The following is a 13,863-nucleotide window of genomic DNA, read 5'->3' as shown; positions in this document are numbered from 1 at the left end:
GCACGGCGACACCCCCCATGCGCGAAGCCCGGCGCTCAAGGCGTGAGCAGCCGGTCCTGCTCCACCGGAGGTGTCCCGTCGTGCCAGGGCAGGGCCTTGCCGAAGCGGACCAACTCGCCGTAGAGGGCGGGATCGACGTGCTCGGCGAAGACCAGGTCGAGCACGGCGCGGGCGGCCTGGGCGGGCGACTGGGCGTGGCTGTAGTCGCTGAACCAGGGGCGGGAGGTGGCGGTGTCGACCATGCCGGGGCACACGGAGGCGACCAGGGTGCCGGTGGCGAGGTCGTGCTCGCGGCGCTCGGCGGCGATCGCGCGGACGGCGGCGACCTGGGCCACCTTCGAGGGCACGTTCAGCCAGCGGGGCCAGCCCGCCTCCTCGGCGGTTTTGTTGTGGATCCGGCTGCGCCAGGACTCGACGGCGTACTCGACCTGGTCGAGGCTCGCGCCGTCGAAGAGGTGGTGCAGCCGCGGATCGAGATGCCCCAGTGTGCCCAGGCTGCTGGCCACGACGAGCAGGCGGCCGCCCGGGCGCAGGATCGGGCCGAAGGAGCGCAGGATCGTGTGGGTGGCGGTGTTGGAGACGTCGATGAACTCGTCGGCCCGCGCGGCCTGGGACTCCTCGGGCAGGACGCGGGCCACCGCGTTGGAGATCACGACGTCGACACCGCCGTGGCGGGTGCGCAGTTCATCGGCGAGCCGGGCGACGGCGTCGGTGTCGGTGACGTCCAGGACCTGGCCCTCCACCCGGCTGCGGGTGCCGGGCAGTTGCGCCACCGTGCGAGCGGCGTCCATGACGCGTTGCCGGCTGCGGCCGGTGAGCAGGACCAGGTCGTCCGGGCTCATGCGGGCCGCCAGCCCGTCGGTCAGTGCGCGGCCCAGTCCCTGGTTGGCGCCCGTGACAAGGGCGATTCGCGAAGCATTCATGCCTGCCACGCTAAAAACCCGGACCCCATGAGTCCAACGAAAGTTGGGCACAGCTGGTATGCGTAATCGTCATGGACTTCACGGATGTGTCGCTGACCGCGCTGCGCGTCTTCCGCGCGGTGGCCGAACAGGGGACCTTCACCGCGGCCGCCGCATCGCTGGGCTACACCCAGTCGGCGGTGTCCCGGCAGATGGCCGCGATCGAACGGGTGGCAGGCGCGGAGCTGCTGGAACGGCGGCGCGACGGAGTACGCCTGACCGCGGCCGGCCGCGTCGTGATGCGCCGCGCAACGACGGTGCTCGACGAAATCGATGCGACCGCCCGCGAACTGTCCGGCCTGCCCGAGCAGTCCGGCACGGTCCGTCTGGGCTGGTTCCCCAGCGCCGGGGCCGTCCTGCTGCCCACGGCCCTGGCCGCGCTGCGCCGCACGGACCCAGGGCTCGACGTCGTCAGCCGGGAAGGCACCACTCCCGCACTGGTGCGCGCCCTGCGGGCCGGCACCCTGGACCTTGCCCTTCTGGCCTCGATGCCGCCGTTCCGCCCACCGGACACCGAGTCACCGCCGCTGGCCGTGCAGACGCTCACCGAACGTGCACTGTGTCTCGCGGTGCCCGCCACCCACCCCCTCGCCCGCGGTGACTTCGTCGACGTCGCCGACCTGCGCGGGCAGCGCTGGATCGGGAGCGCAAGCTCTGGTGAGGACCGGCTGATGGGGGTGTGGCCCGGCCTCGACGAGCGGCCCGAGATCGCCCACACCGCCCGCGACTGGCTGGCCAAACTCCACCTCGTCGCCACCGGCTGCGGCCTCACCACGGTGCCCGCGACACTCGCCCCCGCCGCGCCACCGGGCGTACGCATCCTCCCGGTCCGCGGCGGCCCCCAGGAACATCGGCGCCTGCTCCTCGCCCGCCTGCCGCACCCACCGTCCCAACAGGTCACCCGCGTGGCGGCCGCCCTCCGCGCCGCAGCCCTGGACACTCCCGACGCAGGCGTCGCGCCAGGCACCTGACACTCACGGCCGACACGGCATCGGGTCCGCGCAATGCGCGGACCCGATGCGGTAAGCGGTGGTACGGCCAACGCTAGGCGCGGGGCCGTTCGAAGGTGAGGAGCAGGCCTTCGACCGAACCGGGGCCGATGCGCCCCTTGACGTCGGCGGAGGTGATCGCCTTGAGGCCCCAGCCGTCCTCGGCATGCTTGTTGAGGACCTTCTCCAGCTTGTCGCTGTCCAGCGCGTCACCGATCAGCGATTCCCTGAAGGTGACGACCTTGTACTCGTAGGTGTAGCCGTTGCTCATGGCTGCGGTGTCCTCCGGTGTGTTGGTGCACTGACCGGGGTCAGCCAATCATGGTGCGAGACCGACCACATTGGCGGGAGGACCCGTGACCCGGGTGCTCGGTCCGGCGGTGTTGTCGTACCTGTCCCCGGAGAGCTTCCGGCCAGTGCACCCGGGCGCGTTGACGGTGCAACAACTGCCGGCCGCTGAACAGGAGTTGAGGATCCGGGAAGGGGCGGCAGATACCGTGTCCGGCCGTGCAGAACCGCCCACGTCTGCGTGCGCGGTGGTTGCCGAAGGCGTCAGCAGCAGCGGCTGTGCGGGTGCTCCGCCCGGTGAAGAGCACGGAGCACCTGATACTCGCGGCGGGTGGGTACCGGAGCCAGCGGGTGGTGGCGTCGGTGCCGCTCGCAGTAGCGGTCGTACTCCGCCTCCCCGGTCAGCTCACGCAGATACCAGCGCACGGTCCGCGCCCAGCCCCGCGTGTTCACGAGCCCGCCCGCACCAGCGGCTCGTCGGCCTGTGCGGGCAGGTCGATACGTGACTCGACGTACGGCGACTCGGTCGTCGGCAGCGGATGCGGAGACCGTACGGCCCGCACGCACACCACCGCCGCGTTGAGGATCACCACGGCGACCAGCAGCAGGAACAGGGTGATGAGGACGCCGTCGACGGTGGAGTTGGTGACCACGGTGTGCATGTCGGTCAGGCTCTTGGCGGGCGGCAGGACCTGGCCGGCGTCGATGGCGTCGGCGTACCGTCCCCGCTGGGCGAAGAAGCCGACCTTGGGGTCGTCGGAGAAGATCTTCTGCCAGCCGGCGGTGAAGGTGACCGCGACCACCCAGGCCAGGGGGGCGGCGGTGACCCAGGCCCAGCGCAGCCGCCCGGACTTGATCAGGACCGTGGTGCACACGGTGAGGGCGATGGCGGCGAGGAGCTGGTTGGCGATGCCGAAGAGCGGGAACAGCTGGTTGATTCCGCCGAGGGGGTCCGTGGCCCCGGTGTAGAGGAAGTAGCCCCAGGCGGTCACGACCAGACCGCTGCACAGCCAGATGCCCGGCTTCCAGTTGACCCGGCCGAGTGGCTTGAAGACGTTGCCGAGCATGTCCTGGAGCATGAAGCGGCCGACCCGGGTTCCCGCGTCGACGGTGGTGAGGATGAACAGCGCCTCGAACATGATCGCGAAGTGGTACCAGAAGGCCTTCAGTGCCGTGCCGCCGAAGACGCCGGAGAAGATCTCGGACATGCCGACGGCGAGGGTGGGCGCACCGCCCGAGCGGGCGATCAGGGTCTGTTCCTCGACGGCCTTGGCCGCATGGGTCAGCTGGTCGGGGGTGATGGTGAAGCCGAGGCCCGCCACCGCGTGCGAGGCGGACTCGGCCGTCGTGCCCAGCAGGCCGGCCGGTGCGTTCATCGCGTAGTACAGACCCGGCTCCAGGGTCGCCGCGGCGATCAGCGCCATGATCGCCACGAACGACTCCATCAGCATCGCGCCGTAGCCGATCATGCGGACCTGGGACTCCTTCTGGATCAGCTTCGGAGTCGTGCCCGAGGCGACCAGGGCGTGGAAGCCGGACAGCGCGCCGCAGGCGATGGTGATGAAGAGGAAGGGGAACAGCGCCCCGGCGAACACGGGCCCGGCGCCGGACGAGGCGAACTTGCTGACCGCGTCGGCGTGCAGCACGGGTGCGGCGACCACGACGCCGACCGCGAGCAGCGCGATGGTGCCGATCTTCATGAAGGTGGAGAGATAGTCGCGCGGCGCGAGCAGCATCCACACCGGCAGGACGGAGGCGACGAAGCCATATCCGGCGAGACAGAACACGAGCGTCGTCGGACTCAGGGTGAAGGCTTCGGCGAGGGAGGAGTTCTGGATCCAGCTGCCGCCGGCGATCGCGAGGAGCAGCAGCGCCACCCCGATGAAGCTGGCCTCGACGACCCGGCCGGGCCGGACGCGGTGCATCCAGACACCCATGAACAGGGCGATGGGGATGGTCATCGCCACGGAGAAGGTGCCCCAAGGTGAGTGGGCGAGCGCGTTGACGACCACCAGTGCCAGCACACCCAGCAGGATGATCATGATGGCGAGCACGGCGATCAGGGCCGCGGCTCCGCCCGCCCGGCCGATCTCGTCGCGGGCCATCTGCCCCAGCGACCTGCCGTCGCGCCGCATGGACAGGAACAGCACCACCATGTCCTGCACGGCCCCGGCGAAGATCACCCCGGCCACGATCCACAGTGTGCCGGGCAGATATCCCATCTGTGCCGCGAGGACCGGTCCCACCAGCGGTCCGGCGCCGGCGATCGCGGCGAAGTGGTGACCCAGCAGCACCCGGCGGTCGGTGGGGTGGAAGTCGACGCCGTCCTCCAGGCGCTCGGCCGGAGTGGCCCGGCGGTCGTCCGGTTGCAGGACGCGGCGGGCGATGAAGCGGGAGTAGAAGCGGTAGGCGATGGCATACGAGCCGAGCGCGGCGACGACCAGCCACACCGCGGAGATCTTCTCGCCCCGGGCGAGAGCGAGGACACCCCAGGCGACCGCGCCCAGCAGGGCGACGGTGGTCCACAGCAGGACCGACCGCGGGGACATGCGGGCGCGGCCCGGACGTCGTGGCGCCGGGAGACCGGATTCGGGCATGGCTGATGTGCGCATGGCGGCTCCTCACCTCAAGGGTGATCAAAGGGCGATCAAGGGGCAGAACGGGGTGTGCGGATCAGGGACCGTGGCGGTCGTGCCTGGTCAGCGCATACGCGGCGAGCAGACACAGGCCGCACCCCGGCACCCACGCGAGCTGGTACCAGTAGAAGAACGGCATCCCGGCCCACCGCGGGCTCGCACCGGCGTACCAGGGGACCCACAGCAGGCCCGCGGCGGGTGCGAGGAGCAGTACGGCGATCGCGACGCGCCGTAGCCGGTGACGACCGGTCCGTGCCATGACCTGCGCTCCTCTCCCGATCGCTGTGGGTCTGTGCAAGAGTTGCGCTCCCGCCGGGACCGGTTGACAGAGGATTTCCAGGAAATTTCCCGCCGGTTCCGTGTCCTCCGGTCGGGCCGCCCGCGCAACTCTCCCGCGAGGGCACACACCAAGGACGGTGACGCATGGCCGATGGCGCCATGACCGCGACGTTCCTCGCCGTGATCGGCGGAGCGTCGCTGCTCGCCGTCACCGCACGGCGCCTGAACCCCACCGACCGGCTGCCCTCCCTGGAGGGCTGGGCGCTGGCCGACCGGAGCCTGGGCCCCGTGTGGACCTGGCTGCTGCTGGGCGGCACGATCTTCACCGCGTACACCTTCACCGCCGTACCGGGACTCGCCTACGGCAACGGGGCGCCCGCCTTCTTCGCGGTGCCGTACACGGTGATCGTTTGCCCGATCGCCTTCGTGCTGCTGAGCCGCCTGTGGACGGTGGCCCGCCGGCACGGCTACGTCACCGCCGCCGACTTCGTGCGCGGCCGCTACGGCTCACCCCCGCTGGCACTGGTGGTCGCGCTGACCGGAATCCTCGCCACGATGCCGTATCTGGCCCTCCAACTGCTCGGCATACGAGCGGTGTTGACGGCCGGGGGAGTGTATCCGCGGGGCGTGGGCGGGGACCTGGTGATGGTCGCGCTGTTCGCGGGGCTCGCGGTGGCCACCTACCGGCACGGGCTGCGGGCACCCACGGTCATCTCGGCGCTCAAGGCCGGCGCGGTCTTCGTCTCGGTCACCGCCGTGTGCTGGCTGGTCCTCGGGCGGCTCGGCGGGCCCGGCGCGGTCTTCGACGGCGCCGCGCGCCGGCTCGGCGGCACGGACGCGGCCCACTCCGCCCTGCTGCTGTCGCCTCAGCAACAGCCCGCGTACGCCACGCTCGCCCTGGGCTCCGCGCTGGCCCTGCTGATGTACCCGCACGTCCTGACCGCCGCTTTCGCCGCCGACTGCCCGCGCACCCTGCGCAAGGTCTCCGTGGCGCTGCCCGCCTGGACCGGGCTGCTCGCCCTGTTCGGCTTCCTCGGCATCGCCGCCCTCGCGGCGGGAGTACGGGCGCCGAAGGGCGGCGCCGAGGCCGCCGTACCGATGCTCGTGGACCGCTTGATGCCGGCCCCGCTGGCCGGGCTCGTGTTCGCCGCGATCACCGTGGGCGCACTGGTACCGGCTGCCGTGATGTCGATCGCCGCCGCGACCAGCTTCGTACGCAATGTGTATGTCGAGTACGTCAACCCGACGGCCACGCCCAAGCGGCAGGTACGCATCGCCCGGGCCGTGTCGCTCACCGCGAAGGTGGGCGCGGTCGCCTTCGTGTTCGGGCTGCGCGACCAGGACGCGATCAATCTCCAACTGCTCGGCGGGGTGTGGATCCTGCAGATCTTCCCGGCGGTGGCGATCGGCCTGTTCACCGGCCGCCTGCATCCGCGGGCGCTGCTGGCCGGCTGGGCCGTGGGCATGGCGGCGGGCACCTGCCTGGTGGTGCGGGAGGGGTTCTCGTCCGTCGTGCCGTTCGGCTTCGGCGACCGGCCGCTGCAGATCTACGCCGGGCTCGCGGCGCTGCTGCTCAACCTGGCCGTCGCGGTGGCCGGCACCGCGGCCCTCGAACGCCTCGGCGTCCCGCGCGGCGCCGACGTCACCCACCTACCGTCCCGCCTGACCGTCAGGCGGCGCCCCGAGACGGGAGCGAACAACCCGTGAGACGCAGACAGCACCCCCGCGTGACGGTGCCGCAGGCCATGGCGGCCGCGGTCACCGAGCCACGCATCCCGCAGCCCACGGCCGCACCCCCCGACGTCCCCGAGGCGCTCTCGCCCGCACTGCGCGACCCGGCCGACCTGGAGCGCGAGGCCGCCCTCGCCCGTCTCTTCGAACTGCACTACGCGTCGATGCTGCGCCTGGCCGTGCTCCTCGGCGCCGACGATCCGGAGAACGTGGTCGCCGAGGCCTACTACCAGATCTACCGCAAGTGGCGCCGCCTGCGGGAACCCGGGGCGGCGGAGGCCTATCTGCGCTCCACGGTGTGCAATCTGACCCGGATGCGAATACGTCATCTGCAGGTCGCCCGCAAGCACGTCGAAGGGCCGCCGAGCGAACCGGTCGCCTCCGCGGAGAGCACCGCCCTGCTCCACGACGACCAGCGCGCCCTGATCGACGCCCTGCAGCAACTGCCCGCGCGGCAGCGCGAGGCACTCGTCCTGCGCCACTGGCTCGGCCTGAAGGAGAGCGAGATAGCCGCCGCGATGGGCATCTCCTGCGGTTCGGTCAAGACACACACCGCGCGCGGCATCGCCGCGCTGAGCCAGGTGATGGAGGCCCGACGATGAACGACACCTCACCGGACCGCACGGAACAGGACCCGACGGGACAGCCCCGGACGGAACACGACGGCACCGAACAGGAGCTGCGCGAGGCCCTGGAGGCACTGGCCGGCGGTGTGCGGGCCGCCCCCGACGCCTACCGCACGGCCCGCGGCGACTGGCTGCGCCGCGAACGGCGCCGCCGCCTCGTGCTGGCAGCCCTGATCGCGGTCGTCTTCACCCTCGCCACACTGATCGGCCTGTGGGTCCTCAACCAGACACCGACCCACCCCGGCGTGATCTTCTCCGGAGCGGGCAGCCCCGGTGCCCTGGCAGGGGGGCTGGCCGGTCGGAGCTGAGGTCACGTGGCCGCCGCCGGAATCTCCGGGCAGCACTGATCCGACCAGCCCGCCTGCTCGGTCCGACACGGACACCGGATCCGATCAAACTTCATTGATCCACCTGATAGTGAAGGAAGGGTGCATAGCGCTAAACTCCCGCAACCTACGACGTGGGGAAGGTCCGGGTATGCGACGGTGGGCCGAGTTCGTACTGAGGCATCGCAAGGCAGTTGTCGGCTTCTGGGGACTGGTGCTCGTGGCCGGCATCCTGCTGGCCGGCCGGACAACGGACCGGCTGACGATCGACTTCTCCCTGCCGGGCCAGCCCGGCACCGTGACCGCTCACCGCATCGAGCGCACCTTCGGCAGCGGCGGCGACACGAATCCCTACCTGGTCTCGGTCACCCTCCCGGCAGGGCAGACCGTAAGCGGCCACGAGACGGATGTCGGGCGGGCGTTCACCGCAGTCGGCACGGCGGTCCCGGGCGTGCGGGTGATCGACGAGGCGAACACCGGTGACAAGGCGTTCAGGACGAAGGACGACCGCACGGCCTATGCCCTGGTGTTCTACCGGTTCAACCCGTCACCCAGCCAGAAGCTGCTGACCGATCCGATCCGGTCGGCAGCGGAGAAGGCCGCTCCGGCGGGCGCTGCGATCGGGGTCACGGGTGAGGACACGCTGGCCTCCGGCGGCGACAACGGCGGCGGGCCGGGCGTGCTCGGCGAGACGCTCCTCGGCGCCGTCGGCGCTCTGGCCGTACTCGCCTTCGTGTTCGCCTCCTTCCTGGCGCTGCTGCCACTGGTGGTGGCCGCGGTGTCGATCCTCGCGACCTTCGTGATGCTGCTGCCACTCACCTATGCCACCGACGTGTCGTTCATCGTGCAGTTCCTGGTCGCTCTCATCGGCCTGGGCGTGGCGATCGACTACTCACTGCTGTTCGTCACCCGCTGGCGGGAGGAGCGCGATCACGGCCGGGACAACCACGACGCGGTCGTCGTCGCCATGGAACGCGCCGGGCACGCGGTGGTGTTCAGCGGCGTCACCGTGGCGATCGGACTGCTGGCGCTGGTCGTCCTGCCGGTCCCGTTCATGCGGAGCATGGGCTACGGCGGAGCGCTCATCCCGCTCGCCAGCGTGCTGACGACGCTCACCCTCACCCCGGCGATCCTGGGCGGCATCGGGCCGAAGGTCGACTGGCCGAAGATCCGGCACGAGAACCGGGCGAGCCGGTTCTGGACCCGGTGGACCACCGCCGTCGTACGGCACCGCTGGATCGCGGCCGCCACCGCGCTGGCCGCACTCGACGCCCTGACCGGAGTCTTCCTCGGCGTCAAGATCGGCCTCGCCTCTTCCGAATCGCTGGCCAAGAGCGGGCCTGCCTACGAGAGCCTGCAGACCCTGGAGCGCGGCGGTGTGCCGACCGGTGCGCTGACCCCCATGGAGGTCCTGGTCCGCACCGACCAGGCCCGCACGGCCGCCGCCCAGCTGGCCAGGATCGACGGTGTGAGCAGCGTGTTCGTGCCTTCCGGGCCGGCCGGCAACCGTGGCGGACAGAGCATCGTCGTGGTCGTCCCCGGTCAGGAGACCGTGAACTCCAAGAGCGTGGGCGTGGTCAAGCGGGTCAAGAACGCCGCGGACAACCTGCCCGGCGTCGTCGGCGTCGCAGGCATCGGCGCGGCGCAGATCGACTTCATGCACGCCGTCTACGGCAACTTCCCGCTGATGATCACGATCATCGCGCTGCTGACGTACGTCCTGCTCGTCCGCGCCTTCCGCTCCCTGCTCCTGCCGCTCAAGGCGGTACTGCTGAACCTGATCTCGCTCGCCGCGACCCTCGGCCTGATGGTGATCTTCTGGCAGGACGGTCACGGCTCCGACGCGGTCTTCGGCATCGCGGCCACCGGGGCGATCACCTTCTGGATCCCGCTCATGGTCTTCGCGTTCCTCTTCGGACTGTCCATGGACTACGAGGTGTTCATCCTCTCCCGCATCAGAGAGGAGTACGACACCGGCCGCTCCACCGACGCCGCCGTGATCGAGGGCATCGGCCGCACCGGCCGTCTCGTCACCAGCGCCGCGCTGATCCTCTTCCTCGCGTTCGCCGCGCTCGCCTCCGGCCCCGGCACCGACCTCAAGACCCTGGCGACGGGCCTGGGCATCGGAATCCTCCTGGATGCAACCATCGTGCGGATGCTGCTGGTGCCGTCCCTCGTCTCGCTCTTCGGCCCCTTGAACTGGCATCTGCCCGGCTGGGCGGCCCGCCTGCTGCGGGTGGCACCGTCGCATCCGCACCCGGAACCGGCCCGCGCCGGACCACAGCAGCCCACGAGCTGAAGCGTGCTGGGGCGGACGGCCGCCGACGGATACGGCCGACGGAGGAGCGGCACCCGGCATGTGCCTGGTGCCCTGCGTCTCCGGTCCGTCAGACGTCCGGGCAGGCGGGCTGCTCCTGGGGGCCGGTCATGGTCTTGGCGGAGGGCCACTGCGCCAGCGAGATCATGCCCATGACCCGGCGGATCAGGTAGAAGGCCAGAGGCAGCTCGGCGAACACGGCGAGCGCGGCCGACGGCCAGATCTCCGACGTGCCGAGGGCGAGGGACACGTCGAACCACGCGTCGCAGATCAGCAGCACGGCCGTGGCGAGGGCCGCCATGATGACGGTGCGATGGCGCAGCCAGCCGAGGATTGCGGTGGATGCCATGGCGGCCACGAGGAGGACGTCGAATCCGACCCATGTCGCGCGCCAGTGGTGGACCTGGTAGCGGGAGGGCAGTGTCACTGCCAGCAGGACGGTCCAGGGGATGAGACCGACGGCGCAGACGGTCAGCAGTTCCAGGGTCTGCCGCCGGTGCCGGCGTACCCGCTCGAGCAGGGCGGCGTCCGGAGCCGGTGGCGCGGTCCCGATGCGGTTGCCGGTCTGTATGTCGCTCACGTCGCCCGCTTCCGTTCTCGTCCGTTCCTCGGTGCCACCGGGCGGGGCAACTGTGCAGGCGTCCGGTGGTGATCGAGCAGTGCTGCCAGGGTAATGCCCGCCCCGGCGCCGTCCGGCGTCGGCAAGGGGTGACGTGATCGCCGCGCGGGCGCGGGAAAAGCGGTGGACGCCGACCGTGCCGATCTGCCTGGTGTTCCCGTCCGACTTCGCGACCTTGTCGGAGGTGCAGTGCCTCAGCTGGTGTTGAGCCTGTCGCGGCAGGTATATCGCGTTGTGGGCCCAGGACCGGCGCCATAAGGTCACCGGCATGTCTTTACGTCGTCGTATGCGTCAAGCACTGCCGGAAGCGATGCGCGCCCGTGACAAGGCCGCGGTGAGCGCCCTGCGCGCAACACTTGCCGCGCTGGACAACACTGAGGCGGTTCCCGTGGACGAAGCCGACCTCCGCGGCTCGGCCCTCGAGCAGTCGCCGGTGGGTGTCGGCGTCACCGAGGCGGCGCGCCGCGAGCTGAGCGAGCACAGTGTGGTGGACGTCGTGCGCGCCGAGGCCGCCGAGCGACTGGAAGTCGCAGCGCAGCTGACGGCGCCCGCGCACGCTGACCGAGCCGCGCAGCTGCGCGCGGAGGCCGCCGTGCTGCTTCGTTTCCTCGACGGCGCCGTCACCGCGTAGGAAACGGCGTCGCCTCCCACATCACGCGGGCAGGATCCGCCGCCCCAGATGCGCGGCCGGCTACCGGGTCTGCGCGCCGGAGGCACGTTTTCTCGGCTTCGCCAACATGGGCCTGCGCTGTGCGGTGCGGGCGGCGAGCAGTGTGGCGGCGGCTGCAGGCATGCCTTCGTCCCGGAGGATGTCGGCGAGACCGTTGACTTCCCAGGCGGGTGCCTGCCGTGCGACGTGCAGGAGCAGTGCGTCGAGGTGGCGGTCGCGACCGGCCGTGATGAGTGCGCGTGCCAGGTCGGGCACGATGTCTTCGAGAGGCTGGTCTCCGGCGTGGTGGGTGAGCAGCGCGGGGATGTCGTCGGGCTGGGCCCAGGCGTGCAGGAGTTCGGTGACCAGCGGCTGGGCGTCCTCATGGGCGAGAGGCAGCCGTACGGTGAAACGGGCTCCCGCCTGGCCTTTCTGTTGGGGGGCGAGGGTCAGGGTGCCGTGGTGGAGTGTGGTGATGCGGCGGGCGATGGCCAGGCCGAGTCCGGTGCCCCCGGCGTCCCGTGTGCGTGCGTCGTCGAGCCGAGTGAAGCGTTCGAAGATGGTCTCCTGGTGTTCGGGCGGGATGGGCGGGCCGTCGTTGGCCACATCGATTACGGCTTGTCGCCGTTCGTGATCCAGGGTGAGCGTGACGGTGATCGTGGTGGCCGCGTGGCGTTCGGCATTGGCGAGAAGGTTGGTCAGGACGCGGGCGAGCAGGCCCTGGTGGCCGGTCACGGGCGCGGGTTCGTCAGGTGAGGTGACGACGAGACTCAGGTGATCGGGCGCGTCACGGCGGGCGACGGCGTCGCGGATCAGATCGGTCACGCCGACCTGCTGGGTCAGGAGCGTTTTCGGGTGTGACGCTTGGGCGTCGAGGCGGGCCAGGAGCAGCAGGTCTGTGGTGATGTCCTGGAGGTGAAGGGTGTCGTGCAGGGCATCGCGGGCAGCGTCGGGCCAGTGGGGTGCTGCGGAGCCGGTGAGCGAGAGTTCGAGTTCCGCGCGCAGGCAGGCGAGCGGGGTGCGCAGTTCGTGGGCGACATCGGAGGTGAACTGCCGTTGCCGGGCGGCCGCCGTATCGAGGCGGTCCAGGGCGTCGTTCATTGTCGCCACCAGTTGCGTGAACTCTCGGCCGCCGCGCGGCGTCGGTATGCGCTGGTCGAGGCGGCTCAGGCTCAGCGCGGCGAACTGCGTCCGGATCCCGTCCACCGGTTTCAGGGCCCGGCTGACGATCAGCCATGTCGCGCCGGCGGTCAGCAGGGTGAGTGCCAGCGTGCCGCCGGCCAGCCACCGCACAGTGGTGTTCAGATGCTCCTGATCCGTCCAGGCATCGGGGAATTTGACGTCGTCGATGTCGACGGGGCCGGAGCCGTCGGCCGGAATCAACTGCGCGGATGCCGCATCGGCCGGGTCGGTCCACGGCCACAGGGACAGGTGCTCGCCGCGCATCAGGGGGAGTGTGTCGCGCTTGGTCTCCCAGTGACGCGGGGTCGCGGTGCATGACCAGCCATTGGGATCGCAGCGCCAGGGCGCGCCCTCCAGCTCGACGTGACTGCCGTCGGTGGCCCGCTGGAACGCCGAGATGAGGAGCGAGTCGCGCATCGCGACGGCGGAGGCAGCGGCGACCAGGGTCAGCAGGACGGCGGCGACGGCGGTCACTGCCAGTGTCAGCCGCAGCCGCACGCTGCCCGGGCGCAGGCCGCGCTCGGTGCGCTCGGCCCGACGAGCCCTCAGCATGCCGCGTCCGGGGCAGCCTCGAGCCGGTAGCCGATGCCCCGGACAGTGCGGATGGACTGCCGCCCGAAGGGGGTGTCGATCTTCCGGCGCAGGGCGCTGACGTAGACCTCCACCACGTTGACGTCTCCGTCGAACCGGTCGTCCCACACGTGCTCCAGGATTTCCGTCTTGGTGACCGTCTGGCCGCCGCGCCGCGCCAGGAACTCCAGGACCGAGAACTCCCGCGCCGTGAGGGCCACCGGTACCGTGCCGCGTCGGCAGTTCCGGGCCGCGGGATCCACTTCCAGGTCACCGACGCGCAGTACAGCGGGGCGTTGCGGCTGTCCGCGCCGCATCAGCGCCCGCAGCCGGGCCAGGAGCGTCACGAACGAGAACGGCTTGGTCACGTAGTCGTCCGCCCCGACGTCCAGCCCTTCTGCCTCGTCGTACTCCCCGTCCATCGCGGTCAGCATCAGCACTGGCGCCCAGATGCCCGCCTCACGCAGCCGGCCGCACACTCCGTAGCCGTTCAGACCCGGCAGCATCACATCGAGCACGACCGCGTCATACGGGTTCTGGCCTGCCCGCTCGATTCCTGACGGCCCGTCGTGCACGACGTCCACCGCCCATCCCTCACCGGCCAGGCCGCGCCGCAGCAGTTCCGCCATTCGCCGGTCGTCCTCAACCACGAGTACGCGCATGGCTCCAGGATGCGGCAGGCCTCCTGT

14 protein-coding genes are annotated in these 13,863 nt (G+C 70.9%); 6 read left to right on the top strand and 8 right to left on the bottom strand.

Going from position 1 to position 13,863, the window contains the following annotated elements; genetic code table 11:
* Positions 1–35 precede the first annotated feature (35 nt).
* Positions 36–923: an SDR family NAD(P)-dependent oxidoreductase gene (locus tag ACFY10_RS46445; RefSeq protein ID WP_390671429.1), complete on the bottom strand. Its 888-nt coding sequence runs from the start codon at positions 921–923 to the stop codon at positions 36–38.
* Between the two features lie 71 nt (positions 924–994).
* Between ACFY10_RS46445 and ACFY10_RS46440 the strand changes: the two genes are divergently transcribed.
* Positions 995–1,933, top strand: a complete 939-nt coding sequence (locus ACFY10_RS46440; protein WP_390671428.1) for a LysR substrate-binding domain-containing protein — start codon at positions 995–997, stop codon at positions 1,931–1,933.
* Positions 1,934–2,006: 73 nt separating this feature from the next.
* On the opposite strand, the gene ACFY10_RS46435 is transcribed toward ACFY10_RS46440, so the two are convergent.
* The 4 genes from ACFY10_RS46435 to ACFY10_RS46420 all read right to left on the bottom strand — a co-directional run bounded on the left by ACFY10_RS46435 (position 2,007) and on the right by ACFY10_RS46420 (position 5,134).
* Positions 2,007–2,222, bottom strand: a complete 216-nt coding sequence (locus ACFY10_RS46435; RefSeq protein WP_232654759.1) for a DUF4177 domain-containing protein — start codon at positions 2,220–2,222, stop codon at positions 2,007–2,009.
* 281 nt (positions 2,223–2,503) lie between these two features.
* Complete coding sequence (locus ACFY10_RS46430; RefSeq protein ID WP_390671427.1) at positions 2,504–2,692, bottom strand: YbdD/YjiX family protein; 189 nt, start codon at positions 2,690–2,692, stop codon at positions 2,504–2,506.
* Positions 2,689–4,851 carry a carbon starvation CstA family protein gene (locus ACFY10_RS46425; protein ID WP_390671426.1) on the bottom strand — a complete coding sequence of 721 codons (2,163 nt, stop codon included), beginning with the start codon at positions 4,849–4,851 and terminating at the stop codon, positions 2,689–2,691. Before ACFY10_RS46425 ends, ACFY10_RS46430 begins: the two co-directional genes overlap by 4 nt.
* 61 nt (positions 4,852–4,912) lie before the next feature.
* Positions 4,913–5,134, bottom strand: coding sequence for a DUF3311 domain-containing protein (locus ACFY10_RS46420; RefSeq protein WP_390671425.1), 222 nt, complete (start codon positions 5,132–5,134; stop codon positions 4,913–4,915).
* A gap of 164 nt (positions 5,135–5,298) precedes the next feature.
* Here ACFY10_RS46420 and ACFY10_RS46415 point away from each other — a divergent pair, with 164 nt between their 5' ends.
* From ACFY10_RS46415 to ACFY10_RS46400, 4 genes are all read left to right on the top strand, one after another.
* Complete coding sequence (locus tag ACFY10_RS46415) at positions 5,299–6,861, top strand: sodium:solute symporter (protein ID WP_390671424.1); 1,563 nt, start codon at positions 5,299–5,301, stop codon at positions 6,859–6,861.
* Positions 6,858–7,487, top strand: coding sequence for a sigma-70 family RNA polymerase sigma factor (locus tag ACFY10_RS46410; protein ID WP_390671423.1), 630 nt, complete (start codon positions 6,858–6,860; stop codon positions 7,485–7,487). The genes ACFY10_RS46415 and ACFY10_RS46410 overlap by 4 nt, the downstream gene beginning before the upstream one ends.
* Positions 7,484–7,819 (top strand): hypothetical protein, encoded by a 336-nt coding sequence (locus tag ACFY10_RS46405; protein ID WP_390671422.1) that lies wholly within the window; start codon positions 7,484–7,486, stop codon positions 7,817–7,819. The genes ACFY10_RS46410 and ACFY10_RS46405 overlap by 4 nt, the downstream gene beginning before the upstream one ends.
* A 169-nt stretch (positions 7,820–7,988) precedes the next feature.
* On the top strand, positions 7,989–10,136 hold the full coding sequence (locus ACFY10_RS46400; protein WP_390671421.1) for an MMPL family transporter: 2,148 nt from the start codon (positions 7,989–7,991) through the stop codon (positions 10,134–10,136).
* Positions 10,137–10,224: 88 nt separating this feature from the next.
* Here ACFY10_RS46400 and ACFY10_RS46395 read toward each other — a convergent pair whose 3' ends face one another.
* Positions 10,225–10,734: a hypothetical protein gene (locus ACFY10_RS46395; RefSeq protein ID WP_390671420.1), complete on the bottom strand. Its 510-nt coding sequence runs from the start codon at positions 10,732–10,734 to the stop codon at positions 10,225–10,227.
* A gap of 349 nt (positions 10,735–11,083) precedes the next feature.
* Between ACFY10_RS46395 and ACFY10_RS46390 the strand changes: the two genes are divergently transcribed.
* On the top strand, positions 11,084–11,404 hold the full coding sequence (locus ACFY10_RS46390) for a hypothetical protein (protein ID WP_390671508.1): 321 nt from the start codon (positions 11,084–11,086) through the stop codon (positions 11,402–11,404).
* A 60-nt stretch (positions 11,405–11,464) separates the two neighbouring features.
* Here ACFY10_RS46390 and ACFY10_RS46385 read toward each other — a convergent pair whose 3' ends face one another.
* A complete protein-coding gene (locus tag ACFY10_RS46385) occupies positions 11,465–13,156 on the bottom strand; it encodes a sensor histidine kinase (RefSeq protein WP_390671419.1) in 1,692 nt (563 codons plus the stop codon).
* Positions 13,150–13,836, bottom strand: a complete 687-nt coding sequence (locus ACFY10_RS46380) for a response regulator transcription factor (protein WP_390671418.1) — start codon at positions 13,834–13,836, stop codon at positions 13,150–13,152. Before ACFY10_RS46380 ends, ACFY10_RS46385 begins: the two co-directional genes overlap by 7 nt.
* Positions 13,837–13,863 lie beyond the last annotated feature (27 nt).

The sequence above is a fragment of the Streptomyces sp. NPDC001401 genome (assembly GCF_042895385.1).
Taxonomy (GTDB): Bacteria; Actinomycetota; Actinomycetes; order Streptomycetales; family Streptomycetaceae; genus Streptomyces.
Note: the sequence above shows the minus strand (reverse complement) of the source record. Positions and strands in the feature narration are given on the sequence as shown.

Bases quoted from the DNA above. Each gene is read 5' to 3' on its own strand.
- ACFY10_RS46425 (WP_390671426.1), bottom strand. From the start codon at position 4,851: ATGCGCACATCAGCCATGCCCGAATCCGGTCTCCCGGCGCCACGACGT.
- ACFY10_RS46405 (WP_390671422.1), top strand. From the start codon at position 7,484: ATGAACGACACCTCACCGGACCGCACGGAACAGGACCCGACGGGACAG.
- ACFY10_RS46420 (WP_390671425.1), bottom strand. From the start codon at position 5,134: ATGGCACGGACCGGTCGTCACCGGCTACGGCGCGTCGCGATCGCCGTA.
- ACFY10_RS46440 (WP_390671428.1), top strand. From the start codon at position 995: ATGGACTTCACGGATGTGTCGCTGACCGCGCTGCGCGTCTTCCGCGCG.
- ACFY10_RS46390 (WP_390671508.1), top strand. From the start codon at position 11,084: ATGCGCGCCCGTGACAAGGCCGCGGTGAGCGCCCTGCGCGCAACACTT.
- ACFY10_RS46435 (WP_232654759.1), bottom strand. From the start codon at position 2,222: ATGAGCAACGGCTACACCTACGAGTACAAGGTCGTCACCTTCAGGGAA.
- ACFY10_RS46415 (WP_390671424.1), top strand. From the start codon at position 5,299: ATGGCCGATGGCGCCATGACCGCGACGTTCCTCGCCGTGATCGGCGGA.
- ACFY10_RS46445 (WP_390671429.1), bottom strand. From the start codon at position 923: ATGAATGCTTCGCGAATCGCCCTTGTCACGGGCGCCAACCAGGGACTG.
- ACFY10_RS46380 (WP_390671418.1), bottom strand. From the start codon at position 13,836: ATGCGCGTACTCGTGGTTGAGGACGACCGGCGAATGGCGGAACTGCTG.
- ACFY10_RS46385 (WP_390671419.1), bottom strand. From the start codon at position 13,156: ATGCTGAGGGCTCGTCGGGCCGAGCGCACCGAGCGCGGCCTGCGCCCG.
- ACFY10_RS46400 (WP_390671421.1), top strand. From the start codon at position 7,989: ATGCGACGGTGGGCCGAGTTCGTACTGAGGCATCGCAAGGCAGTTGTC.